Source organism: Gluconobacter oxydans (genome assembly GCF_006539685.1).
In the GTDB taxonomy this organism is placed as follows: Bacteria; Pseudomonadota; Alphaproteobacteria; order Acetobacterales; family Acetobacteraceae; genus Gluconobacter; species Gluconobacter oxydans.
On the sequence record NZ_BJNM01000015.1, the window covers coordinates 1 to 23,344 of the forward strand.

The 23,344-nt window shown below is 63.1% G+C and carries 22 protein-coding genes; 17 read left to right on the forward strand and 5 right to left on the reverse strand.

Features of this window, described 5'->3' with window-relative positions; genetic code table 11:
- Both GOX01_RS07685 and GOX01_RS07690 read right to left on the reverse strand, forming a co-directional pair.
- The coding region (locus GOX01_RS07685; RefSeq protein ID WP_174787477.1) for an exodeoxyribonuclease III at nt 1-510 on the reverse strand (510 nt) is incomplete at its 3' end.
- A 4-nt stretch (nt 511-514) separates the two neighbouring features.
- Entirely contained in the window at nt 515-859 is a 345-nt protein-coding gene (locus GOX01_RS07690; protein ID WP_062269849.1) for a HesB/IscA family protein, read from the reverse strand.
- Nucleotides 860-1,093: 234 nt separating this feature from the next.
- On the opposite strand from GOX01_RS07690, the gene GOX01_RS07695 reads away from it, so the two are divergent.
- The 10 genes from GOX01_RS07695 (at nt 1,094) to GOX01_RS07740 (ending at nt 10,892) form a co-directional block, all read left to right on the forward strand.
- Nucleotides 1,094-2,257 carry a deoxyguanosinetriphosphate triphosphohydrolase gene (locus GOX01_RS07695; RefSeq protein WP_011253272.1) on the forward strand — a complete coding sequence of 388 codons (1,164 nt, stop codon included), beginning with the start codon at nt 1,094-1,096 and terminating at the stop codon, nt 2,255-2,257.
- Between the two features lie 43 nt (nt 2,258-2,300).
- Nucleotides 2,301-4,109 carry an arginine--tRNA ligase gene (argS, locus tag GOX01_RS07700; RefSeq protein ID WP_131973788.1) on the forward strand — a complete coding sequence of 603 codons (1,809 nt, stop codon included), beginning with the start codon at nt 2,301-2,303 and terminating at the stop codon, nt 4,107-4,109.
- Complete coding sequence (locus GOX01_RS07705; protein WP_062269851.1) at nt 4,106-5,227, forward strand: SPOR domain-containing protein; 1,122 nt, start codon at nt 4,106-4,108, stop codon at nt 5,225-5,227. The genes argS and GOX01_RS07705 overlap by 4 nt, the downstream gene beginning before the upstream one ends.
- A gap of 10 nt (nt 5,228-5,237) precedes the next feature.
- Entirely contained in the window at nt 5,238-6,002 is a 765-nt protein-coding gene (locus GOX01_RS07710) for a segregation and condensation protein A (protein WP_011253275.1), read from the forward strand.
- On the forward strand, nt 5,978-6,589 hold the full coding sequence (gene scpB, locus GOX01_RS07715; RefSeq protein WP_024716820.1) for an SMC-Scp complex subunit ScpB: 612 nt from the start codon (nt 5,978-5,980) through the stop codon (nt 6,587-6,589). The genes GOX01_RS07710 and scpB overlap by 25 nt, the downstream gene beginning before the upstream one ends.
- Before the next feature lie 9 nt (nt 6,590-6,598).
- Nucleotides 6,599-7,201 carry a preprotein translocase subunit TatB gene (locus tag GOX01_RS07720; protein WP_011253277.1) on the forward strand — a complete coding sequence of 201 codons (603 nt, stop codon included), beginning with the start codon at nt 6,599-6,601 and terminating at the stop codon, nt 7,199-7,201.
- The gene (gene tatC, locus GOX01_RS07725) at nt 7,198-7,983 is read left to right on the forward strand and encodes a twin-arginine translocase subunit TatC (RefSeq protein ID WP_011253278.1); all 786 of its coding nucleotides are present in this window, start codon (nt 7,198-7,200) and stop codon (nt 7,981-7,983) included. Before GOX01_RS07720 ends, tatC begins: the two co-directional genes overlap by 4 nt.
- 27 nt (nt 7,984-8,010) lie before the next feature.
- A complete protein-coding gene (gene serS, locus GOX01_RS07730) occupies nt 8,011-9,273 on the forward strand; it encodes a serine--tRNA ligase (RefSeq protein WP_011253279.1) in 1,263 nt (420 codons plus the stop codon).
- Between the two features lie 12 nt (nt 9,274-9,285).
- Nucleotides 9,286-10,026: an META domain-containing protein gene (locus tag GOX01_RS07735; protein ID WP_011253280.1), complete on the forward strand. Its 741-nt coding sequence runs from the start codon at nt 9,286-9,288 to the stop codon at nt 10,024-10,026.
- A gap of 254 nt (nt 10,027-10,280) precedes the next feature.
- A complete protein-coding gene (locus GOX01_RS07740) occupies nt 10,281-10,892 on the forward strand; it encodes a helix-turn-helix domain-containing protein (RefSeq protein ID WP_011253281.1) in 612 nt (203 codons plus the stop codon).
- A gap of 36 nt (nt 10,893-10,928) precedes the next feature.
- Here GOX01_RS07740 and GOX01_RS07745 read toward each other — a convergent pair whose 3' ends face one another.
- A complete protein-coding gene (locus GOX01_RS07745) occupies nt 10,929-13,430 on the reverse strand; it encodes a helicase-related protein (RefSeq protein ID WP_011253282.1) in 2,502 nt (833 codons plus the stop codon).
- A gap of 135 nt (nt 13,431-13,565) precedes the next feature.
- On the opposite strand from GOX01_RS07745, the gene GOX01_RS07750 reads away from it, so the two are divergent.
- The 3 genes from GOX01_RS07750 to GOX01_RS07760 all read left to right on the forward strand — a co-directional run bounded on the left by GOX01_RS07750 (nt 13,566) and on the right by GOX01_RS07760 (nt 17,993).
- Nucleotides 13,566-14,453, forward strand: coding sequence for a ferredoxin--NADP reductase (locus GOX01_RS07750; RefSeq protein ID WP_011253283.1), 888 nt, complete (start codon nt 13,566-13,568; stop codon nt 14,451-14,453).
- Between the two features lie 25 nt (nt 14,454-14,478).
- Nucleotides 14,479-15,873, forward strand: a complete 1,395-nt coding sequence (gene gorA / locus GOX01_RS07755; RefSeq protein WP_024716821.1) for a glutathione-disulfide reductase — start codon at nt 14,479-14,481, stop codon at nt 15,871-15,873.
- A gap of 80 nt (nt 15,874-15,953) precedes the next feature.
- Entirely contained in the window at nt 15,954-17,993 is a 2,040-nt protein-coding gene (locus tag GOX01_RS07760) for an FUSC family protein (protein ID WP_024716822.1), read from the forward strand.
- A 6-nt stretch (nt 17,994-17,999) separates the two neighbouring features.
- Here GOX01_RS07760 and GOX01_RS07765 read toward each other — a convergent pair whose 3' ends face one another.
- Together GOX01_RS07765 and GOX01_RS07770 are read right to left on the reverse strand one after the other, a co-directional pair.
- Complete coding sequence (locus tag GOX01_RS07765; RefSeq protein WP_011253286.1) at nt 18,000-18,824, reverse strand: alpha/beta fold hydrolase; 825 nt, start codon at nt 18,822-18,824, stop codon at nt 18,000-18,002.
- A 64-nt stretch (nt 18,825-18,888) separates the two neighbouring features.
- Complete coding sequence (locus GOX01_RS07770) at nt 18,889-19,296, reverse strand: hypothetical protein (protein WP_024716823.1); 408 nt, start codon at nt 19,294-19,296, stop codon at nt 18,889-18,891.
- Nucleotides 19,297-19,515: 219 nt separating this feature from the next.
- Between GOX01_RS07770 and alkB the strand changes: the two genes are divergently transcribed.
- From alkB to GOX01_RS07790, 4 genes are read left to right on the forward strand one after another with little or no spacing between them, the layout of a single operon-like run.
- Nucleotides 19,516-20,169 (forward strand): DNA oxidative demethylase AlkB, encoded by a 654-nt coding sequence (gene alkB / locus GOX01_RS07775; RefSeq protein ID WP_011253288.1) that lies wholly within the window; start codon nt 19,516-19,518, stop codon nt 20,167-20,169.
- Nucleotides 20,170-20,216: 47 nt separating this feature from the next.
- Nucleotides 20,217-21,608: a class II 3-deoxy-7-phosphoheptulonate synthase gene (locus GOX01_RS07780; protein ID WP_011253289.1), complete on the forward strand. Its 1,392-nt coding sequence runs from the start codon at nt 20,217-20,219 to the stop codon at nt 21,606-21,608.
- The gene (locus tag GOX01_RS07785; protein ID WP_011253290.1) at nt 21,605-22,807 is read left to right on the forward strand and encodes a nicotinate phosphoribosyltransferase; all 1,203 of its coding nucleotides are present in this window, start codon (nt 21,605-21,607) and stop codon (nt 22,805-22,807) included. Before GOX01_RS07780 ends, GOX01_RS07785 begins: the two co-directional genes overlap by 4 nt.
- Nucleotides 22,804-23,268, forward strand: a complete 465-nt coding sequence (locus GOX01_RS07790; protein WP_011253291.1) for a hypothetical protein — start codon at nt 22,804-22,806, stop codon at nt 23,266-23,268. The genes GOX01_RS07785 and GOX01_RS07790 overlap by 4 nt, the downstream gene beginning before the upstream one ends.
- Nucleotides 23,269-23,344 lie beyond the last annotated feature (76 nt).

Consider the following 23,344-nt stretch of genomic DNA (forward strand, 5'->3'; position numbering starts at 1 on the left):
CGCGTCATCCGTGGAAAGGGCGCCAGGAGCCAGATCTTCGTCCGTCGGACAGACATTGAAGTCCCCGATGAACGCAAAGGGCTTTTCCGCATCCAGCAGAACCCGCGCCCGGGCGGCCAGCGCATCGAAGAAGGCGAGCTTGGTCGCGTAACCGTCTTCGCCGCCGGAATTGCCATTGGGCAGATAGAGATTGCCGATCGTGATGCCGTCGAGTTCCGCCTCGATATAGCGGGCAGACGGGTGATCGAAAGCGGGCAAGGTGTGATGCGTGACGGCAAAAGGTCGCCGCCCGATCAGGGCCACGCCGTTATAGGCCTTCTGCCCCGAGATCGCGACATCCAGCCCGGCTTCCGCGAACACGGCCGGGAACTGGCTGTCCTCGCATTTGATTTCCTGAAGGCACAGCAGGTCACATTCCGGATGACGCTCCAGCCAGTCCTGAACGTGATGGGCGCGGGCGCGGATGGAATTGATGTTCCAGCTTGCGAAAGTGAAGGGCGTAGGACTCATCGGATCAGGCCAGCGAGAAGCTGGTGCCGCAGCCACAGGATGAGGCCGCATTGGGGTTCGTGACCGTGAAATGCGCGCCCATCAGCTTGTCCACGAATTCCAGTTCGGCATTTTCCAGCAGGTCGAGGCTGGTCGTATCAACGAATACTTTTGCCCCATCGCGCTCGATGACGACATCATCCGCAGCCTGATCCCGCTCCAGCCGGAACTGGTACTGAAACCCGTTGCAACCACCCGCCAGAACCGCAATGCGCAGCGCAAGGCCTTCCGGCTCGGGTTGGGCTGCGATGATCTCGTTGATACGGGCGGCGGCGCTGGCGGAGATGCTGAAAGGCACGGTGTCGGACATGGGCGTGTGTTCCCGAAATCTGGAAAGGCGGCTGGACCCTGCTGGACCCAGCAAGACGGCTGCGGTCCTGATTATATGGTCAGAGCGGTGTTAAGGGCAAAGGCCGTGTGGTTGCACGCACGCAGGGCTGGCGTAGAATGAAACTGTGACCCGGCCGGAAACGGCGCTCTACCGGCCAATGAGGCTTCGGGGCAGGGTTCACAGCCAGACGGCTCACACACAGGACATGTCTTGATGGTAGCGATCTACGCGGTACAGGACTCCGGCTCCCGGGGACGGCTCTATCCCGAAGTGGAAAGCCCCGTCCGCTCCCCCTGGCAGCGGGACCGCGACCGCGTGCTCCATTCCGCCGGGTTCCGCACCCTGCAATACAAGACGCAGGTCTTCATCAACCATGAAGGCGATTTTTTCCGCACGCGCCTGACGCATTCGCTCGAAGTCGCGCAGATCGCGCGCTCTATTGCTCGCAGTCTGGATCTGAACGAGGACCTGACGGAAACCGTCTCGCTCGCCCATGATCTCGGCCATACGCCGTTCGGCCATGCCGGTGAGGACGCACTCGCGCTGGCCATGAAGGACTGGGGCGGCTTCGATCACAACACCCAGTCCCTGCGTCTCGTGACCGCGCTTGAAGCCCGCTACCACGCGTTCGACGGGCTGAACCTGACCTGGGAAGCGCTTGAAGGGCTGGCCAAACATAACGGCCCGGTCAAACGCCCCACACCCTATTTTGTGGAATACGACGCAAAGCACCATCTGGACCTGCAAAGCCATGCCTCGGCCGAAGCGCAGGTTGCGGCCATGTCGGACGATATCGCCTATCACGGCCACGATCTCGATGATGGTCTGCGCGCCGGGCTGCTGTCTTTCGAGGACATCGAAGACCTGCCACTGGTCGGCGAAGCCCTGCGCCGCTCCCGCGACATGGAGCGTCAGATCGGGCGTGAGGCGTCCGATCAGGCCCAGCGCGTGCGTCACGAAACCATCCGCGTCGTCATCAACCAGCTCGCCACCGACCTGACGGAGCAGACGCGCCGGAACCTTGAAGCGCTCAACCCGCAATCGGCTGACGACATCCGCAATGCAGGCTATCCCGTGGTGGCGTTCAGCCCGGAAATGCGCGAGGCCAACAAGGCCATCCGCAAGTTCCTCTATGCCCGCATGTACCGGCACTGGCGCGTCAACCGCATGGCGCGGAAGGCCAAGATCGCGGTCCGGGAAATCTTCGACATTCTCTCCGCAGATCCCGGCCTTCTGCCCGATCCGCTGGGCGGGCGTGCCAAAGCCGCCGATGACGTGCAGCGCAGGCGTCTGGTAGCCGATTATATTGCCGGAATGACCGATCGTTTCGCGATGGAAGAACATCGACGGTTGACGGACCTCTCCGTGCTGGGCTGATAGAGCCTCTGATCTGAAGACGCGTTACAGGAATCGAGCTGAAATGGCCGCTGACACCACGACCCTTACGACTGACTGTCTCTTTGCCCGCACCCGGGTCCAGGTGTGCGACGCTCTGCGATCGGTCGTCCCCGGCCTGCCGGAAGAGGTGGTGCAGCGCGTCGATCTGACCCCCACGCGGGACCCGTCCCACGGTGACATGGCGACGAATGCTGCGATGCTCGCCGCCAAGCCTGCGCGCCGTAAACCCGCTGAAATCGCCGCCGAACTGGTCGATAAGCTCTTCGCTCTGCCGGAAGTCGCCAAGGCCGAAGCGGCAGGCCCGGGCTTCGTGAACCTGACGCTCAAGCCTGAAGTCCTGCAGGGCGTGGCTGTCTCGATCCTCAAGGCTGGCGATCAGTACGGTCGTTCCACGATGGGGCAGGGGACGCGCGTGAACGTGGAATACGTCTCCGCCAACCCGACCGGCCCGATGCATGTCGGTCACTGCCGTGGCGCGGTAGTCGGCGATGCGCTGGCCAACCTGCTCGAAGCAGCCGGCAACACCGTCACGCGCGAATACTACATCAACGATGCCGGAACGCAGGTCGTCGCCCTGACCTGGGCCACATACTGGCGCTATCTTCAGGTCATCGGCACGGAGATTTCCGCAGACGATTTCAGCCCGCTGACCCCGAACGGCCTGCAATATCAGGGTGAGTACCTGATCCCCGTCGCCCAGAGCATCGCTGACAAGCACGGTCGCGCGCTCGCCAACGCTGACGGTGGCCCGGCTGATCCGTCCGTCTGGTTCGAGACGGTCCGTCGTGAAGCCCTGACGCAGATGATGGCGGCCATCCGCGAAGATCTGGAAGCGCTCGGCATTTCGCATGAAGTCTTCGCCAGCGAAGCTGAAACGCTGGCTAGCGGCCGCGTGGATGCCGCGATCGCAAAGCTCGACAGCAAGGGCCTGCTTTATGAAGGCGTGCTCGAGCCGCCCAAGGGCAAGATGCCGGAAGACTGGGAAGCCCGCCCGCAGACGCTCTTCCGCTCGACCGAGTTCGGCGACGATCAGGACCGTGCGCTCCGCAAGTCTGACGGCACCAACACCTATTTCGCCAATGACATCGGTTATCACGCCCAGAAGGCCGAAAATGCCGATGTTCTGATCGACGTCCTCGGCGCCGATCATGGCGGCTACGTCTCCCGTATGCGGGCTGCGATTTCTGCCCTGACGGATGGCAAGACCGGTTTTGAAGTCGTGATGTGCCAGATCGGGCGCGTCGTGAAGAACGGCGAGCCCGTCCGCATGTCCAAGCGTGCCGGCACGTTCGTCACCCTGCGCGACCTGCTGGACGAAGTCGGCCGTGACGCTGTGCGCTTCACGATGCTGACCCGCAAGGCCGATGCGCAGATGGAGTTTGATCTGGACGCTGTCGTGGCCCAGACACGCGACAACCCGGTGTTCTATGTCCAGTACGCCCATGCCCGCTGCCGCTCGGTCCTGCGTTCGGCCGAGACGATGTTCGGCGCGGACACCGTAACGCCGGAAGCCCTGTGCAGCGCCGATCTGTCCAACCTGTCCTCGGACGTCGAACTGGCCGTCCTGCGCCGTCTGGCCGCGTTCCCGCGCAGTGTCGAAGCCGCCGCTACGGCCCGTGAGCCGCACCGGATCGCGACCTATTGCATTGATCTGGCGTCCGACTTCCATGCCCTGTGGAACCGGGGCCGCGAAGACACTACCCTGCGTTTTCTGCACGAAAACGACCGCGCAACCAGCCTCGCCAAGCTGGCGCTGGTTTCGGCCATTGCAGGAACGCTGCGCTGTGCCCTCACCATTCTCGGCGTCGTGCCGGTAGAGGAAATGCGATGACCCCGGAAAACGATCAGGACCGCAACCGCCCCGATCCCGGCGATTACGCCCGTACCCCGAAACAGCCTGCGGGTCCGGCTCCGGGAGCGCGTCCGCAGGCGCGTTTCGATCGCGAGCGCCTGAGTAACGATTATGACGACGAACCCCCGCCGCGCCGTCGTCCGGCTGCCGCCGGCGGTGCGTCCGGGGCAGGACGTCTGACGTCCGTGCTGGGCAACGATCCTGCAACGCGCAAGCTGGTTGGTGGTGCAGTTGGTATCGGTGTCGTGCTTCTGCTGGCGGTCGGCGGCTGGTCGCTCATGGGCAGCCATCATGGTGGCATTCCCATCATTGGTCCGCCGCCGGGCCCCGTGAAGGACCGTCCGGCCGATCCGGGCGGGATGCAGATTATGGGCGGCGATGACGGCGATACCGACATGACCGGCAACGGCGAGGCACATCTCGCCCCGGGGCCGGAGCAGCCCGACACGAAGGCACTGGCCCGTCAGTATGGCGTCCCGCCGGGAACGCCTGCGCCGGAAGCGCCAAAGGCCGATGTTCCCAAGGCAGATGGTGCGGCACCGGATAATGCTCCGGCAGCCCAGACGCCTGCCATCCCGCCTGAAGCCGCCGCGCCAGCCGACACGGGACAGATGTCTCCGGGCACCGCGCTTCCTGCCACGGTTCCGGAGAAGCCGCAGGATCAGGCCGCCGCACCTGCCGAGGCACCGAAGGCTGCACCGCCCAAGGAAGCGCCGAAGAAGGAAGAAGTGCCCGTCCATCATGCAGCGCGACCGGTCGAGAAGCCGCTTCCCGCGCCGGTTCCGGACCCTGAGAATGTCGGACCGCCGAAAGCCGCCGCTCCGGCTGCGGATAAGGCGGAAACATCGGGCGGAACGCATGAAGTCCAGCTCGGCGCGCTTGACAGCGAGGCCGCAGCTCGCAAGGAATGGGACAGCCTGCGCCATCAGGCTCCGGCCCTGTTCGCAGGCCATACGCCGCTGTTCGAAAAGACCACGCGTGGCGACCATACCTTCGTGCGTTTGCGGATCGGTGGCTTTGCGGATCTCAAATCTGCGCGCGCCTATTGCGTGAAGCTGCACGCGCAGTCCGTCGCCTGTACGCCGGCCCAGTTCTGAGAGCTGGCGTTTGAGCGAGACACTTCATCTGACGCTTGACGGGTTCGAGGGGCCGCTGGACCTGCTCCTCGATCTGGCCCGCAAGCAGAAGGTGGATCTGGCGAAAATCTCCATCCTGCAACTGGTGGAGCAGTATCTGGCCGTCGTGGAAAAGGCCCGTGCGGAAGCGCGGAGCCTGCGGCTGGAACTGGCGGCGGACTGGCTGGTCATGGCCGCCTGGCTCGCCTGGCTGAAATCCAAGCTGCTCCTGCCTGCAGAGAACGAAGACCCGGACGCCGAAGACGCGATCGAACTGCTTCAGGAACGCCTGATCGAACTGGAACGCATGCGTGCCGCCGCTCAATGGTTGTCAGAACAGCCCCGTCTGGGGCTGGACGTGTTCCGGCGCGGACAGGGGGAAGATCATACCGAAATCGACCGCTCCGGTTTGCGCGTGGACATGCCCGCGCTGATCACGGCCTATCTTTCCGCCCGACGCAGGACCGGGCGCAGGCGTGTCTATGCGCCTCGTGCCCGCCGTTACTGGAGCGTGCAGGATGCGCTGTCCCGCCTCAAGCGCCTGCTGGGGACTGATACTGTGATCGGCTGGCAGACCCTGACTTCCCTTCTGCCGGATCCGAATGAACTGGACGGCGAAGAGGGACCTTACGGGCGCAATGCCGCTCTCGCAGGCACGCTTCTGGCGGGGCTGGAACTGGCCAAGGGCGGGGCGCTTGAACTGCGTCAGCCCGAGGCGTTCGGGGAAATCGAATGGCGGGCGGCCACGCCCTCATGACGGATCCCGCAATGCTCGACCGGGCCTGCCTTCTTGTGGAGGCACTCGTTTTCGCCAGCCCTGAGCCCGTAAAGCCCGCGGCCATTGCCGAGCTTCTGACTACACAATCCATCCCCGTGCCCGTCGAAGAGGCTCTTGAGGCTGTGCGGAGCCGCTACGCCGATCATGCGGTGGAAATGGTGCTGGTCGCAGGAGGATGGCAGTTCCGCACCCGGCCGGAATTTGCGTCCGCCCTGACCAAAGTCGTGGAAAAGCCCCGTCGCCTGAGTCGCGGCGCGATGGAAACGCTGGCCATCATCGCCTACCACCAGCCCTGCACCCGCGCAGAAATCGAGGCCATCCGGGGCGTCTCGCTCGGGCAGGCGGTTCTCGACGCCCTTCTGGAAGACAGTCTGATTGCCCCCAAAGGCCGTAAGGAAGTTCCAGGACGTCCGGTTCTGTGGGGCACCACGGCCAGTTTTCTGGAAAGTTTCGGTCTGCCGGATCTGCGGGGGCTGCCCCGCCGGGAAGACTTCCTGCTGGACCGCGCGCCCACGGAAGCAGAAGACGATGCTTCTGCCGTAGGCGGAACGGAGCAGACAGGCTAGGAAGGATGCATGTTTGACTTCAGTTTCTCGGAAATCGCGCTGTTCGTGATGGTGGCGATGGTCTTCATCCGCCCGAAGGACCTGCCGGTTGCCATCCGCACCCTGTCGAACGGGCTAAAGGCGATGCGGCGCATGGCGGCTGAATTCCAATCCCATGTGGACGAGATGGTCCGTGAAGCCGATCTCTCCGAAGCGCGCGACCAGTTCCGGGACCTGAAAAACTTCAACCTGCGCGACCGTGTCACGAAGGCCATCGACGGCGACAATTCCATCCGCCGCAGTCTGGAACTCGACACGCCTGTAAAGGCGTCCGCTGCTGATCTTCCGAAAATTCCGCCGGCACCACCGCTTCCCCCGCCGCCCCTGACCGATCTGGAAACGGTGCCCTATAATGCCCGTCCGCAGTTCCAGCCGGCCGCAGACATCCCCGTCGAACCGGAACCCGAGCCCAACGACGATGTCGTGGACGCTCCGTCCATTCTGCCACCCAGCACGGCAAGACGGCTCCTGCATGAGCGCTCCCGCTGGCGGGCGCCTGACATCCTGCCGCCCGTCCGTGCCATCCATGCCGGCCGGCGCGTGACCATTGCGAGCGGAAAGGACGGCGAATGACCGACACCGACAGCATCAATGACACGCCGATGCCGCTCCTCGAGCACCTCGTGGAACTGCGCAAGCGGCTGATCTGGTCCATCGTGACCTTCGTGATCGCATTCGCCATCTGTTACCATTATTCGGGTGAGATCTACCGGTTCCTTGCGGCCCCGCTGGGCAACATCATGCGCAAGAACGGGGAGCAGCCGCACCTGATCTATACCGCGCTCTATGAGGCCTTCTTCACCTATATCCGCGTGGCCGTTTTCGGGGCGACCTGCCTGTCGTTTCCCATGATCGCCATTCAGGCCTGGATATTCATCGCCCCCGGTCTGTATCGCAGCGAGAAACGTGCCTTTGCCCCGTTCCTGATCGCCACCCCGATCATGTTCCTGATCGGCGCGGCGCTCGCCTATTACGTAGTCTTTCCCTACGCGTGGCAGTTCTTCCTGTCGTTCCAGACACCGCAGAGCACCAATGGCGGCATGCAGATCGAACTTCAGGCCAAGGTCTCGGAATATCTGACGCTGGTGACGAAAATGATCCTGGCGTTCGGAGTCTGTTTTGAGCTGCCCGTCGTGCTGACCCTGCTGGTGCGTGTCGGCCTGCTGAGCGTGGCTCAGCTCAAGCGTTTCCGCCGTTATGCCGTCGTTGCGTCCTTCGCTGTGGCCGCCGTGATCGCCCCTCCCGATGCGATTACGATGCTGAGCCTCGCCATTCCTCTCGTCGCCCTGTACGAGGTATCCATCCTCACGGCCCGGTTCGTCGAACCGAAACCCATGGCCGCTGATGAAGACTGATGACCAGACCTGCCGGAGCCCTGAACCATGCATGACCTGAAAGCCCTGCGCGCCGACCCGGCCGCTTTTGACGCTGCTCTCGCACGTCGGGGCCTGTCACCCGTGGGACAGCAGCTTGTCAGTGACGATGAAGGACGCCGCGCCGCACTCGCTGCGCTTCAGGAAGCGCAGGGCGCACGCAAGGCACTGGCCAAGGAAATCGGCCTGCTCAAGCGCCAGAAGCTCGACACCGCCGAGATCGAAGCAAAGGCCGTGGCCCTGCGTGATCAGATCGCCGGTCTGGAAGAGCGCGCCAACACGATCCAGACCCGCATCGACGATGTGCTGAAATCCCTGCCGAACTGCCTTGATGCGTCTGTGCCGGATGGAAAGGGCGAAGACGAGAACGTCGTCGTCCATGTCCGTGGCGAGAAACGCGAATTTGCCTTCGAGGCAAAGCAGCATTTTGAACTCGGTGAAGCGCTGGGTCTGATGGATTTCCCGACCGCCGCCAAGCTGTCGGGCACGCGCTTCGTCGTCCTGCGCGGCGCACTTGCCCGTCTGGAGCGCGCCCTGGGCCAGTTCATGCTCGACACCCACACGACCGAGTTCGGCTACAGCGAAACCAGCGTGCCGCTGCTGGTCAATGACGACGCCATGTATGGCACGGACAAGCTGCCCAAGTTTGCCGAGGATTCGTTCCGCACCGAAGACGGCCGCTGGCTGATCCCGACCGCCGAAGTCCCGCTGACGGCCTCTGTCATGGGCGAAATCCTTCCGGCCGATGCCCTGCCGATCCGCATGACCGCGCTGTCCCAGTGCTTCCGGTCTGAGGCCGGTTCGGCCGGACGTGACGTCCGCGGTATGCTGCGTCAGCACCAGTTCACGAAATGCGAGCTGGTCTCCGTCGTGAAGCCCGAAGACAGCGACGCCGAGCATGAGCGCATGACGCAGGCCGCCGAGACGGTTCTGGAGCGTCTGGGCATCACCTTTCGCCGGATGCTGCTCTGCGCAGGCGATACAGGCTTTGGTGCGGCCAAGACGTTCGATCTGGAAGCCTGGCTTCCGGGGCAGAAGGCCTGGCGCGAAATTTCTTCGTGCTCGAATACGCGCGATTTTCAGGCACGCCGCATGAATGCGCGCTATCGTGCCGAGAATGGACCGGCCTTCGTCAACACGCTTAACGGGTCCGGTCTTGCTGTCGGTCGGACGATGATCGCTGTTATGGAGACATATCAGAACGAAGATGGCAGCATCGATATTCCAGAGGTTCTGCGTCCTTACATGGGCGGGCTGAACCGCATCGGCTGAGGACTTTCAGGCATGATCACGATCCGTCGTTTCGCGTTGGCTCTTCTGGCCGCAGGCTCCGTTCTCGCCTCATGCCCCGCCGAGGCGGACAGCATGCGCACCCTGCACGGTGAGGCGCTGTACCGTGAGCGCATGGCCCTGCCGCCGGGTGCTGTTCTGAGCGTCTGGATCGAGGATACAGGGGCCACGCATGGCGCCCCCCTGGTCATGGCCGAGCAGCGCGAAGAGATCCATCGTGGCGTGCCCATCCCCTATACACTGACCTACCCGGCTCTGCCTTCGGGCGGACATTACATGCTGAATGCCGAAATCACGGTCGAGGGACGCAGGCTCTTTGCCACGCCGGACGGTGGTACGCCTCTGGATCATCCCCGGCTCCTGCTGCGGCATGTGGCGGGCACGGCCATCCGCGCACCTTACGGGGCATGGCGGATCCAGAGCGTCGGCAGTCTTCATTTCGACAATACCGCCGAAGCGCCTGGCCTGACCCTGCAACAGGACGGCACGGTTTACGGCACGGATGGCTGCAACCGTCTGATGGGGCATTTTACCCTCTCGGGACAGGCGCTTCATTTCCTGCCGCTCGCCATGACCCGCAAGGCCTGCCTGCCGGCCCTGATGGCGCAGGAGCAGCAGATCGGGGCTTTCCTGCCGAGCGTGACTTCATGGTCGCGTGACAGTGACAGTCATCTTGTGTTGCATGGAAGCGGTTCCGTTGGCACGATGGTCCTTGTCCCGCAGGATGCCCAGTAGGTCTCCCTAACAGCCAGTCCAGGCCTGATTTCAAAAAAACTTTTGATCCTTCACGATTTTTTGGAAGGGCAGGGGGGTATCGCGCCTCTTCCTCTGAAAACGGAAACGGGACTAATGTCACCCGGCTTTCTCCATACTTCAGATGGGGAGAGCAGAAAGATCTGCTCCCGTGTCATTGCGGGAGTCCTCTGACCGGCAGAGGTTTTTTGTCGCATGGCGTGACGCGCTATTGCTATCAGGCCGGAGGCTTGGGAATGAAAACAACGATCCAGCTTGGGCTGGGACAGAAATGGACGGCATCGGCCACTGCAGAGCAGGGTGCAGGTGAGGTCAGGGAGATCATGACTCTGGGGGCCGGCCGGGTGGGTTTCCGGGTGGAAAACCAGTCGCTGGCTCTGACGCAGGTTTCCGAGGCGGCGTACAGGGCATGGATCAGAGAGACGGAGGCCGTATTGACCAGAGACGCCATCCCAGCGGCGCAGCTTTCTCCGGGGCTGGAACTCGGGCGTCGTATCCGGCTTCTTCGGGAGATGGCGGGACTGAGCCAGCAGCAGCTAGCAGACAAAGTCGGGATCTCGCGCTCGGCCGTGGCATTCTGGGAAACGGGCCGCTCGGGGCATGTCGGCAAGCATCTGGGCAGTCTCGCGCAGGTGCTGGGAGTCGAACCTGAAGTGCTGCTGACAGGAATGGCCTATAAGGCCATCCAGGCGACTCTCACCCCTGACGAAAACACGATGCTCACGCTCTACCGGCAGCTTGATCCCCTCATCAAGCTTCAGGCCCAGAAATGGATCGAGCGTCGCGTGCGCAACAAAACAGGCGAAGAACAGGACGCAAAGCCTGTCACTCAGCCTAAAAGAGCCTGATCTCCCGGCCTGACAGATGTCAGGCCGGTCTGCGTTTTAGGACGGCCGCTTGCGCGGTCCCCCCGGCCGTCGGTTTCCTTTCGCGGGGAAACTGCGGCCACCCGGCTTTTTGGGGCCGGAAAAACCCGCCCTGTTGCCGGGTCTGTCATTATGGCCGCCGCGGCCGGGACGACCCCCGATGCGCTGCTGCTTCTGGCTCTCGCGCATCCGGCTCTGCGTCCGCAGGACCTGTTCAATCCAGTCATTGAGAATGGACGTGTTGATTTCCGCGTCCTGACGTGCCGGATAGGCGTCCGGGAACCGCAGGGCCAGCCAGCGCCAGGCCACCAGCCGCTTGTGCCGTTTCTCGGCCCGTTCCAGCTCCTCGCGCCCCGCCTGTTCCGGATGCGGCAGACGCCCCGTACCCGGCGGCGGCACAGAGCGTCCGGCCGCATGATCGGCCGCCCACTGGATAAGCCGCTGAATACCATTGTCCCGCTCGTCAATCGGGCACATGGCGTAGGTCCATCGCGTCGACAGATCGAGATTTTCCACGCCTTCGAGAGCCGCCGCGATTTCCAGCGCCTGCTCCATATCGGCCAGACGGTAATTTGGATCATCCGCCCGCAGAACGGCGTGTTTGATGCGCGTCAGGACACCATAGAGACTGTCGCTGTCGATCTCTTCGGCCACAGCCCGGACAATGTCCGAATCCGGCTGTACGAGAGGGCGGAGTTCCTTGATCTCTTCGGGCGGAGCGCTCAGCATTTTCCTGACAAAGGTCGGGCTGCCAGCGCCGGCCAGCACGCAGACCAGTCCGCTTTCATGCTTGCCGTAACGTCCGGCACGACCGCCGATCTGCTTGACTTCCTGTGAGACCAGATCGCGCGTCTGGCGGCCGTCGAACTTGCGTAGCGCACTGAACACGACCCGGCGGATGGAGAGGTTCAGCCCCATGCCGATCGCGTCCGTTGCGATCAGGATATCGGCCTCGCCACTATTGAAGCGGGCGGCTTCGGCACGGCGGACTTCCGGGCTCAGGGCTCCGTAAACCACGGCCACACGACGCCCACGCGCCATAAGCTCGGCGCGTAAATCCAGCACTTCGCGGCGCGAGAAGGCGATGACGGCATCGCTGGGCTTGAGCTCATCGAGATGCAATGTCTCGCCAGCTTTGAGCGGGCTTTTGCGTTCGAGATGGATCTCGTCCACCGGATCATCGCAGAGCTCGGCAATGCGTTTAACCAGCGGAATGCAGTCCGGTGCGCCAAGGATGAACACATGTCGGGCCGGGACACCCATGATCGCGGCCGTCCAGGCGGCACCACGATCCGGATCGGCCAGCATCTGCGCTTCGTCGATGATCGCGACATCCACCGGATTGTGGAACGGGCACATCTCGACCGTCGCCGCCAGATGGCGTGCGCCCGGCATTTCAATCCGCTCTTCACCCGTAGACAACGATGCCGGAACGCCGCGTGAGAGCAGGGACTCGCGGAATTCATGGGCCAGAAGCCGCAGCGGAGCGAGCGCCAGACCGCTCTCGGCATTCGCCAGCGCATTGAGCGCCGTATAGGACTTTCCAGAGTTCGTCGGTCCGGTCACCAGCGTGATGCGGCGTTTCAGGGCACGCGCCGTACGGAAATGCCCGGCAAACCGGTCCAGCGCGGCCACGCGGGCGATGGCGGCATTACCGGCCTTGTTGCCCAGATCCAGAACTTCCGGCCGGTCCTTGGTTCCGCTGCGCCATTGCGGCAGGAAGGTCCGGAGCCGCTTGAGTTCTGACGGGTCGAAGAAGAACAGTTCGATCCCGTCCGGCCGCGTCTCGCGGCGGGCAATGGGAATCCGGTTTTCGGCAATCCAGCGCAGGGCTTCACGGCGCGAGCAGTGCAGGACATTTGGCAGCTCGTCGAAGCTGACCAGCCCTTCTTCCCACTGACGCAGTCGCTCAAGCTCACGCGCCCTGCGTTCTTCCGCACGGGCCTGAATATCGGCCTGCTCACGGGCACGGCGTTCTTCGGCAATCCGCAGATCATCCTCGAAGCCGAGATCGACGCTGCCGAAGGCAGACGCGATGCTTTGGGACAGTTTTTCAAGCTGGCCGCTCGACAGGATCACGCCGGTATCGGCGAGATCGGCGCGGACGTCTTCCAGCACGGCACGCGGGGAGTCGCCCATTTCCTGCCAGCGCGCCATCAGGACATCGTCGAGCGTCCGGCGCAGGGCTGGCATGTCGGCACGCGGATCATGGATGCGGGCTGCGGCTTCCTGCGTATCCGGCTTGCCGACCCAGACCTCGCCAGCCCTGCGGCACACATTCATGAGCTGGGAGGCCCAGGTCTTGCGGCGTACGACGCACAGCGCCTCGATCAGCCCATCATGGGAAAGGGTCGCCTCCGGCCCTTCAAGCCTGCGCGCAACCTGCCGCAGCAGGGCAGGGCGCTCGCGCGGCGTGATGTCGAGCGGGGTCCCGAATTCGGCCTCGGCCCGCTGAAGGGCGCGTTCGGCCGGGGAAAAAGAGTCGGAAAGAGTGGCGTCCGGCATGGAGTCGTCTGTCATAAGAGTCTTGTGCGTCATTCCGGCATGCGCTTCAACGCGCATGGGTTTCCCGAGCGGCAACGATTGGGCTAAAAGACCCGACCATTATCAGGTCCGTGACCTGTTATCCGTTCCGAACCGGAGACAGAACCAGACATGTCCACCCCGACTTTTGCCGCCCCGACTCCGACCATCGACGAGCCCCTGACCGGCCTGGTGCCGTTCGAAGGCCATCCGAATCAGTACCGCCTGGCTGAACCCAGCAAGGAATACGCCCACCTGTATCCGGCAAAGGTGCTGACGGTCCATCACTGGACGGACCGCCTGTTCAGCTTCACCACGACGCGCGATCCCGGCCTGCGTTTCGAGAACGGCCAGTTCGCGATGATCGGCATCGAAGTCGAAGGCAAGCCGCTCCTGCGCGCCTATTCGATCGCGTCCGCCAACTATGAAGACCACATGGAGTTCCTCTCCATCGCGGTTCCCGATGGCCCGCTGACCTCGCGTCTGCGCCATGTGAAGGTGGGCGATACGGTCCTGATCGGCCGCAAGCCGGTTGGCACGCTGCTGCTCGACAACCTCAAGCCCGGTCGCAACCTGTACTTCCTGTCCACAGGGACGGGTCTGGCGCCGTTCATGAGCCTCATCAAGGATCCCGAGGCTTACGAGCGCTATGAGAACGTGATCCTCAGCCACACCGTCCGCATCTCGGGCGAACTGGCCTATGAGAACCATATCCGCCACGAACTGCCGGAGCACGAGTTCCTGGGCGAGTTCGTCAAGGACAAGCTGCGCTACTATCCGGCCGTGACCCGCGAAGACTATGCCGTGACCGATCGCATCACCAAGCTGATCGAGACGGGCAAGATCTTTGAGGATCTGGGTATCGACAAGCTCGATCCCGAGCATGACCGCGTCATGATCTGTGGTTCGCCGGAAATGCTTGCCGACACCGAAGCCCTTCTCGAGCGTATGGGTTTCGTGGAAGGCAATATGAGCCATCAGGGTTCGTATGTCGTTGAAAAGGCCTTTGCCGAGCGCTGAGGTCTCAAAGGCACGAAAGGCCGGGATGATGCAGGATTTTGATCTGTTCGTTATTGGTGCCGGTTCGGGTGGCGTGCGCTGTGCGCGCATTGCCGCCCAGAACGGAGCGCGCGTCGCGATTGCGGAGCGCCGTCACTGGGGCGGAACCTGCGTCAATCTCGGCTGCGTGCCCAAGAAGCTGATGGTCTATGCGGCCGAGTATGGCCGCGAGATCGCCGATGCCCCGTCCTATGGCTGGGATGTCAAACCGGTTGCACATGACTGGTCCACGCTGATCAGCGCCAAGGACCGCGAGATCGAGCGCCTGAACCGCATCTATGTCTCGATGCTGGAAAAGGCCGGGGTCACGCTGTTTACGGGCGATGCCAGCTTCGTGGACGCCCATACGGTCGAAATCGGCCCGTCCGAACTGGCGCCGGATGCGTCCGTCCAGCGTGTCCGGGCGAAGAACATCGTCATCGCCACGGGCTCCACGCCTACGCGCCTGAACATTCCCGGCGCCGAACATGCGATCGTCTCGGATGATGCCTTCCATCTGGCTGACCGTCCCGAGCGCGTTGCCGTGATCGGCAGCGGCTATATCGGTATCGAATTCGCCGGGATTTTTGCGGGACTGGGTTCGAAGGTCGATCTGGTCTTCCGCCAGCAGCTTCCCCTGCGCGGCTTCGATCATGAAATGCGCGCCCATCTGTCCGAACTGCTGCCGCTGAACGGCATCAAGGCGCATCCCGGCCGCTCCCCGGAGCGGATCGAAAAGGTTGCGGACGGCTATCGTCTGCATCTTGAAGGCGGGGACGTCATCGAGACGGACTGCGTGTTTATGGCGACGGGCCGTCACCCCAATCTGGCGCCACTGAAGCTCGGCAATGCAGGCGTTGCCACATGGGATGGCCGCATTCCGGCCAAGCCCGATGATGCGACGACCAACGTGGCGGGCATCTATGCCATCGGGGACGTGACGGACACCTATAACCTTACGCCCACGGCCATTGCTGAAGGCCACATTCTGGCCGAGCGCCTGTTTGGCGAACCGGGCCGCGAATGGTCCTTTGCCACGACGCCCAAGGCCGTGTTCTTCTCCCAGCCACTCGCCACGGTCGGCCTGAGCGAAGAAGAGGCCGTGCAGAGTCACGACGTGGACATCTACACGTCCAGCTTCACGCCGATGCGCCAGACGCTCTCGGGCCGCAAGGGCAAGACCCTGATGAAGCTGGTTGTCGATGCAAAGAGCAAGATCGTGCTCGGCGCGCACATGATTGGTCCCGATGCGCCCGAGATCATTCAGGGCCTCGCCATTGCGATCACGGCAAAGCTGACCAAGCGGGATTTCGATCGCACGATCGGCCTGCACCCCACCAGTGCGGAGGAGTTCGTGACCATGCGGAGCCTCACACGTCACGTCCCCCGAAAAGCAGGCTGAACCATCATGGCGGCGCGTAACGGTCTTACGGAGGCCCCGCAGTCGGGTCGTCACAAATTTTCTGAAGGGCAGCACCGGGCATGAAGTTTGGCTGGCTGTTTGCCCCGTCCATCACGTCCGTCATGTTCGCCCTCCGCACCACGATCGCAGCGCTTCTGGCGCTGGCGATTGCGCTGTGGATGGAGCTCGGTGAGCCGCAATGGGCCGCCATGACTGTCTGGATCGTCGCCCAGAACTCCCGCGGCGAGAGTATTTCCAAGGGCCGCTGGCGTCTCGTTGGCACCGTGATCGGGATGGTGATGGCCATCGTGCTCATGGCGGCCTTCCCGCAATATCCCTGGCTGTTTCTGCCAGCACTCGCGCTCTGGGTCGGGCTGTGTGCCGGTCTTGCGACGCTGACGCATAACTTCCGCGGCTATGCCCTCGTGCTGGCTGGCTATACCTGCGCCATCATTGCGCTCGGTGCGGTCAAGGAGCCAGATCACGTCTTCAACGTTGCGATGGCGCGCGGCACCTATATTTTCCTTGGCGTGATCTGCGAGACGGCGATGGGTATGATTGCTCTGCCCAATGTCGCGGGCAGGGCACGCGAGGAACTGCGCAAGCGTCTTCAGGGTATTCTGACCCGGGCCATTCCTGCCCTGACGGCTGTGTTGCGCCAGAAGCCGGGCGCTACGGACGACCTGTCCACCCTGCTGGGATCGCTTCAGGCTTCCAGCGACCAGATCGAATTCAGCCGCATCGAGATCCGCAGCGAGGGCAACGAAGTCGAGCACGCCTATGTCACGCTCGGGCTGGTTGCGCGTGTCCTGTCGCGCGGGCTGGGTCTGCGGACCCGCATGACGTCTGTCACGCATCAGCCCGAAGCCCTGCGGCCTTTCCTGGAAGACATGGCCACTGCTCTGGATGGCCTGCCGGAGCGGCTTCTCACGGATCGTCGCGGCATTGCGGCCCTCGTCCAGACCGAAGCCCTTCTTGCCGAATGCCGGGGCCGCATGCAGACGATCCTGCCCCGCGATGATGAGGATTCCCTGAACGAAGGGATCATTCTCACCGGCGTGGAAGTCATGCTGTCGGATCTGTGCGAGACGCTGCGTTCCTACCGGGCCAGCGTGGATGGTGCTCCGGTGTCCGAACGCCATCGCCTGACACGCAATCCGGACTGGCGTGCCTCGATGCGCAATGGCGTGCGCACGACCGTGGCCCTGCTGCTCGGCGCCTATGTCTGGGAAGTCACGGCCTGGGCACAGGGCGGCGTGTTCCTGACCTTCATCGCCGTGGTCTGCGCGCGTTTTGCCACCTTTGAGAATTCCGTCCTGCTGAGTGCGGCCTTCTTCTACGGTGCGGTTTTCGCTGCCCTGGCGAGCGTCATTCCGGTGTTCATCGTCATGCCGGTGACGGCCAATTATCCGTTCTTCTGCCTTGTGGCAGGCTTCTTCATGATGCTGGGTGGCCTGGCGTCCCGCAATCCGTCCACCGCCGTCATGGCGGCGTCCTATGGCACGTTCTTCCCGTTCCTGCTGGGCATGGACAACCAGGGACGCATTAACGAACTCGGCTGGTTCAACACCACCATCGCCCTCCTGCTGGGCCTTGGTGCCGGTGTGGTGATTTTCCGCGCCGTACTGCCCTTCACCCCGGCACGGGCGGGTGAGGTCCTGCGCTACCAGCTCAAGCGGAGCCTGCGACGGCTGGCGCTGCCCGGCGTGGTGATGGACGAATATGTCTGGATCAACGAAGGCACGCAGAGCATGGAGCGTGCCGTGCGATTTGCCGGCTCCCTGTCCAGTGACCGGGCGGAAGCCATGCTGCGCGGAACGCTGTCCGTTCTGACGGTCGGGCGGAACGTGCTGATGCTGCGCAAGCTCGCCGAGCATGGAAGCCTGCCGGATACGGCGGTGACGGCGGTGGATGGGTTGGTCCGCAACCTGCTGCGTCGCAAGCTGCCCCTGACCCATACGACCGCCACGATTGATCCCACCCTGGATGAACTCTACGCGCTGGAGCGTCAGTCACAGGATCCGTCGATCCGGCATGATCTGATTCTGGCCATCGGCTCCCTGCTGATCGTACGCACCGAAATGCCGGTCAGCAGGGCCTTTCTCAAGGGCGCGTTCTGACGCCCGTCACGGGGTAGCGAGGAACCGCAGCAGGTCCTCGTTCACGCGCTCGGCGTGCGTCATGAACAGCCCATGCGGGGCGCCGTCATAGGAAATCCAGGTTGATCCCGGGATGGCGGCCGCAGCCTTCTCGCCCGCAATCCCCGCCGGGACGGCTGAGTCGGCCGTGCCATGGATCACCAGCGTCGGGATGGTAAAGGCCTGCAGGTCGGGGCGGAAATCCGTCGTTCCCCACGCATCCACGCAGTCCAGCGTCGCCATCGGGCTCGCCATGGATGCCAGCAGAAACGACCAGTCCAGCACGCCCTGGCTGACCGGATGATGCATCAGGCTGACACCGTAGAAATCGGGAATGAAATCCTTCAGGAAGCCGAAGCGGTCCTGACGGATCTTCTGCTTGATCCCGTCGAAGACGGAAATGTCCACGCCCTTGGGATTGTCGGAGGTTTTGAGCAGGAAGGGGACGACCGAAGACAGCAGCACCGTCTTGGAAATGCGTGAGCGGCCATGGCGGCTCAGATAGCGTGCGACTTCACCGCCGCCCATGGAGAACCCGACCAGCGTCGCATCCCACAGATCAAGCTGTTCAAGGATGACGGCCAGATCGTCCGCCAGCGTATCGTAGTCGTAGCAGTTGATCGGATGGCCGGACTGGCCGAACCCGCGGCGGTCATAGGTGATGACGCGGTAACCCGCTTCGACCAGGGCCAGCGTCTGTTTTTCCCACATGTCCCCGGTGAGGGGCCATCCATGGATCAGGACGACGGGCTTGCCGGCCCCCATGTCCTTGACGTGAAGGCTCGTTCCATCAGTAGCGGTGATATACGGCATGATTCTGATCCTCGAAGGCATTCATACGAGGACCAGAACTTGCTGCCGGGAGTTTGGTTGCGTCTTACCAGCCGTTTCCGCGCGGGGCTGTCCAGCCATTGCCCGATGCATCACCAAGCTGTCCGGACTGCGTGTTGTTGCTGCCCTGATAGGACGAACCGAACTTGGACAGGTTCGCACCCGTCACGGAATCGCGCTCCACACCGGCTTCGTGGTCCGGATCGGGGCCATGCTCGAAATCGGTGGACGGCGTGTCGGAATAACCCGGCGGCGGCTTGCGATGGCCGCGGGCACGGAAATGCTCACCGCCAGTCGTGGTCTGGGACTGGGCATCGCTCTGACCTGGCTGCGTCGGAAGCGTCGTACCAGCCGCGTAGGGCTGACCGAAGGATGCGGTCTGGGCCTGTGCCGCCCCTCCCAGCAGAGCGGTCGCCAGCAGGGCGTGGCAGAAGAAACGGGAAGAGGACAACATGTGATCCGGTCCTTGGCCGATCATGACAACAAGGCTGCCTTCCGGAGGAAACGCGACGTCAGGCTCTGACATCCCCGGCAAGGCGGCATATCAGTCTATAATCGGCCCGCTTTCCCCCGTGTTCAAGACTTCTTTTCCTCTGGAACCGTTTCAGAGCCGCCCCATATCAGAAGACATGACGATATCAGTACGGGTTTTTCCGGTTCGGGGCGGTGACTGATGGATGATCTTCTGACGTCCATCCGTCCGCGAACCGTCCTGGCCGAGGGGGCCGTATGGCTGCCCGGCTTTGCCCTGTCCGAAGCACCAGCGCTCCATCAGGCCATTGTGGAGGTCTCTGCACAGGCGCCTTTCCGCCATTTCCGCACCCGGATGGGCCCGATGTCGGCTGCGATGACATCCTGCGGGGCCTGTGGATGGATCGCCGATCCGTCCGGCTACCGCTATTCCCGAACCGATCCGCAGAGTGGCCAGCCCTGGCCTGCCATGCCAGACGCACTTCGTCACCTTGCCGTCCGCGCGGCAGCCGAAGCGGGGTATGCGAGCTTTGACCCTGCGTCCTGCCTCATCAACCGCTACGGGCCCGGAGCGAAAATGGGCCTGCATCAGGACAGGGACGAGGGGATGCCAGAGGCCCCGGTCGTGTCGGTTTCCCTTGGCGTACCCGCCCGTTTTTCGTTCGGTGGTTTGCGCCGGACTGACCCGAAACGCATCATCGAACTGCTCGATGGCGATGTGGTGGTGTGGGGTGGGGTATCGCGCTTTGCGTGGCATGGGGTTTCGCCCATCCGCGAAACATTCCATCAGCAGACAGGTGCCATGCGATACAATCTGACGTTTCGCGCTATCAACGCCGCGCTTTTTCGGCCATAACCAGCGCCCCGCAACTTCTGCATTCACACTCATCCGGAGGGCATTTGATGCACCCCTCGAGCCAGACCCCGACGTCCACCAACACGATGTCCTGGTCTCCTGCAAGCTGGCGTTCCCGTCCCATCGTCCAGGCTCCATCCTATGCGGATGAAGCGGCGCTTGCTGCTGTCGAAGCTCGTCTGCATCGATACCCCCCGCTGGTTTTTGCGGGTGAAGCCCGCCGTCTCAAGACGCGCCTGGCCGCCGCATCGCGCGGAGAAGCCTTCGTCCTGCAGGGCGGTGCCTGTGCCGAGAGCTTCGACGAATTCACCGCCGATATCGTGCGTGACACGTTCCGCGTTCTGCTCCAGATGGCCGTGGTCCTGACCTTTGCCGCCAAGGTGCCGGTCGTGAAGATCGGCCGTATGGCCGGCCAGTACGCCAAGCCGCGCTCGTCCAATACCGAGACGGTCGATGGCGTGACGCTGCCCTGCTACCGTGGTGACATCATCAACGGTCCCGAGTTCACGCCCGAGGCCCGTATCCCCGATCCCGCCCGCATGGAAACCGGATATTTCCAGTCCGCCGGCGTGATGAACCTGCTCCGCGCCTTTGCGCATGGCGGTTATGCGAATCTGCATCAGGTCCATCGCTGGAACCTCGGATTCGTCGAGCGCTCCCCGCTGGCCGCCCGTTATCAGGATCTGGCTCATCGCATTGACGAGACGCTCTCGTTCCTGCGCGCCTGCGGTTTTGACGGTTCGGCTTCGCAGATCGACGAGACGGAGTTCTACACGTCCCACGAAGCCCTGCTGCTGCCTTATGAGCAGGCCCTGACCCGCGTGGACAGCACGAGCGGCGACTACTACGACTGCTCGGCCCATTTCCTGTGGATTGGTGACCGTACCCGCCAGCCGGACGGTGCGCATGTCGAATTCCTGCGCGGTGTGCAGAATCCGATCGGCATCAAGGTCGGCCCGACAACCACAGTCGCTGACCTCGAAAAGCTGCTCGAAATCCTGAACCCGAAGGACGAGGCCGGCCGCATTACGCTGATTTCGCGCATGGGCAAGGACAAGGTCCGCGATCATCTGCCGCCGCTGCTTGATGCCGTGAACCGCACCGGCCGCACCGTGACCTGGCTGTGCGATCCCATGCACGGCAACACCACGACCACGGCCAGCAAGATCAAGACCCGCTCCTTCGACAACATCCTGGGCGAGGTTCTCGGCTTCTTCGACGTGTTCGAGGCCATTGGCCGCCGTCCGGGCGGCATCCATCTGGAAATGACGGGGCAGGACGTCACGGAATGCATCGGCGGTGCGCAGTGCCTGACCGAGGCCGATCTGGGCGGCCGCTATGAAACATTCTGTGATCCGCGCCTTAATGCGGAACAGTCACTTGAAATGGCCTTCCTTCTTGCTCAGGAATTGACGGGACGAGCAGGAAAGAAAGAATGACCGCTTCCGATCCCCAGAATTCTCCTCAGGCCGCGCTCCGGCGTGCGCTTGGAACACTCGGTCCGCTGGACGAGAAAACCATCGAAGCGCGGACGGATGCCTATTTCGGGCGAACGCGGCACATCGTGGAGCATTTCGGGGATTCCCGCGTCACCTATGCGGTGTTCATCCGCCGCCCGGTGATCGCGGCCTGCGGGCTGGTTGTCCAGTGGCTGAAGAACGTGGCGAAGGCCCAGGGCTTCGCGCTGGACTGCCGGGAAATGTATGCCGAGGGCGAATGGGTCGGCGCGGGCGAGCCGCTGCTGTACCTGACGGGCAGCTTTATCCGTCTGGCCCCGCTGGAAACGCTGGTGCTCCAGCGGATCGGCTCCACCTGCGTGGCCGCCCATAACGCCTATCAGATGGCCATGGCCCTGCCGACCATCCCGTTTCTTGCCATGGATGCCCGGCACTGCGCGGGTTTCGAAATGCAGGAACAGATGGCCTATGCCGCAGGTGTTGGCTCCCGCGCAGCGCAAAAAGAAGGGGCCCGTGGCTTCATTGGCAACGCCAATGACGCCACGGCCGGTTTCTTCGGCCTCGATGCCGGTCTGGGCACGATGCCTCATGCCCTGATCGGCTATGCCGGCTCCACGCTGCGCGCGGCGGAGATGTATGACGAGGTCTATCCGCATGATCCGCTGACGGTTCTGGTGGATTACTTCGGGCAGGAAATCACGGACGCGCTTGCCGTCTGCCGCCGCTTCCCCGAGCGTGCTGCAAAGGGCCATCTGAGCGTCCGTCTCGATACGCATGGCGGTCGCTTCCTTGAAGGACTGGACCCCCAGACCTCATATGGTGTGCTTGAGCGTCATACACCCGGCACCATCCGCCGCTACCGTTCCGATCAGGAACTGCGCGACCTGGTGGGAACGGGTGTGTCGGCCGCAGCCATCTGGCGGATGCGCGAAGCTCTGGATCATGCCGGTTTCCACCATGTGAAAATCGTCGCATCCTCCGGCTTCAACGTCGCCAAATGCTCGACGATGCGGGACGCTCATGCCCCGATCGACGTGATCGGCAGCGGGTCTTTCATTCCCGACCGCTGGTCCGAAACCTATGCAACGGCTGACATCGTGGCCTATGACGGGCAGCCCCGCGTCAAACTCGGACGCGAGTTCCTGCTCCAGAAGGCCCGGGACAGCCAGGAGACATCATGACCGACGATACGATTGACCCTGTCGAAGGCGCACCCGAGACCGGCACACAGCCGGGTTCGTGGAGCGTCCGCATCATCGACCTGTCCGGCGCGTCGGAAGACGAGGACGACACGGTCGAGGTCGTGAAAGACTTCATCGACCTGATGCACGCTAACGCCTATGCCCGTGCCTATGTACGCGACAGCATCGAGCGCTGCCGCACGCCGGGCGCGAGCAGCAAGGAAGTGCTCGAAAACTGGTTCGCCTTTGGTGAGAACGCCGAAGTCGTGGATGCCGGCGAAGATGGCTGGAAGTCCTCCACGGAACTTGAAGACTTCGCGGCCACGCCCGCCACGCCGATGGAGCGTGACTGGCGCGCCATTGATCCGCGTCGCCTTGTCGATGACGAGGAAATCGCCGGTCCGCCGGATGATGACGACGACGAGGACGACGAAAACCGTCACGAAGTGATCCGTCACTGAACACCCGGTGCAGGGAAGGGGCATGCTCCCCTTCTTTTGCGCGGCGCTTCATAAAAACCCGCTCTGGCAACGCGGC

Excerpts from the sequence above, each read along its gene's own strand:
- GOX01_RS07735 (WP_011253280.1), top strand. The coding sequence starts at position 9,286 with ATGATCACGATCCGTCGTTTCGCGTTGGCTCTTCTGGCCGCAGGCTCC.
- gorA (WP_024716821.1), top strand. The coding sequence starts at position 14,479 with ATGATGCAGGATTTTGATCTGTTCGTTATTGGTGCCGGTTCGGGTGGC.
- GOX01_RS07740 (WP_011253281.1), top strand. The coding sequence starts at position 10,281 with ATGAAAACAACGATCCAGCTTGGGCTGGGACAGAAATGGACGGCATCG.
- serS (WP_011253279.1), top strand. The coding sequence starts at position 8,011 with ATGCATGACCTGAAAGCCCTGCGCGCCGACCCGGCCGCTTTTGACGCT.
- GOX01_RS07770 (WP_024716823.1), bottom strand. The coding sequence starts at position 19,296 with ATGTTGTCCTCTTCCCGTTTCTTCTGCCACGCCCTGCTGGCGACCGCT.
- GOX01_RS07785 (WP_011253290.1), top strand. The coding sequence starts at position 21,605 with ATGACCGCTTCCGATCCCCAGAATTCTCCTCAGGCCGCGCTCCGGCGT.
- GOX01_RS07705 (WP_062269851.1), top strand. The coding sequence starts at position 4,106 with ATGACCCCGGAAAACGATCAGGACCGCAACCGCCCCGATCCCGGCGAT.
- GOX01_RS07790 (WP_011253291.1), top strand. The coding sequence starts at position 22,804 with ATGACCGACGATACGATTGACCCTGTCGAAGGCGCACCCGAGACCGGC.
- GOX01_RS07695 (WP_011253272.1), top strand. The coding sequence starts at position 1,094 with ATGGTAGCGATCTACGCGGTACAGGACTCCGGCTCCCGGGGACGGCTC.
- GOX01_RS07765 (WP_011253286.1), bottom strand. The coding sequence starts at position 18,824 with ATGCCGTATATCACCGCTACTGATGGAACGAGCCTTCACGTCAAGGAC.
- tatC (WP_011253278.1), top strand. The coding sequence starts at position 7,198 with ATGACCGACACCGACAGCATCAATGACACGCCGATGCCGCTCCTCGAG.
- alkB (WP_011253288.1), top strand. The coding sequence starts at position 19,516 with ATGGATGATCTTCTGACGTCCATCCGTCCGCGAACCGTCCTGGCCGAG.
- GOX01_RS07780 (WP_011253289.1), top strand. The coding sequence starts at position 20,217 with ATGCACCCCTCGAGCCAGACCCCGACGTCCACCAACACGATGTCCTGG.
- GOX01_RS07745 (WP_011253282.1), bottom strand. The coding sequence starts at position 13,430 with ATGACAGACGACTCCATGCCGGACGCCACTCTTTCCGACTCTTTTTCC.
- GOX01_RS07750 (WP_011253283.1), top strand. The coding sequence starts at position 13,566 with ATGTCCACCCCGACTTTTGCCGCCCCGACTCCGACCATCGACGAGCCC.
- argS (WP_131973788.1), top strand. The coding sequence starts at position 2,301 with ATGGCCGCTGACACCACGACCCTTACGACTGACTGTCTCTTTGCCCGC.
- scpB (WP_024716820.1), top strand. The coding sequence starts at position 5,978 with ATGGCGGGCGGCCACGCCCTCATGACGGATCCCGCAATGCTCGACCGG.
- GOX01_RS07720 (WP_011253277.1), top strand. The coding sequence starts at position 6,599 with ATGTTTGACTTCAGTTTCTCGGAAATCGCGCTGTTCGTGATGGTGGCG.
- GOX01_RS07690 (WP_062269849.1), bottom strand. The coding sequence starts at position 859 with ATGTCCGACACCGTGCCTTTCAGCATCTCCGCCAGCGCCGCCGCCCGT.
- GOX01_RS07760 (WP_024716822.1), top strand. The coding sequence starts at position 15,954 with ATGAAGTTTGGCTGGCTGTTTGCCCCGTCCATCACGTCCGTCATGTTC.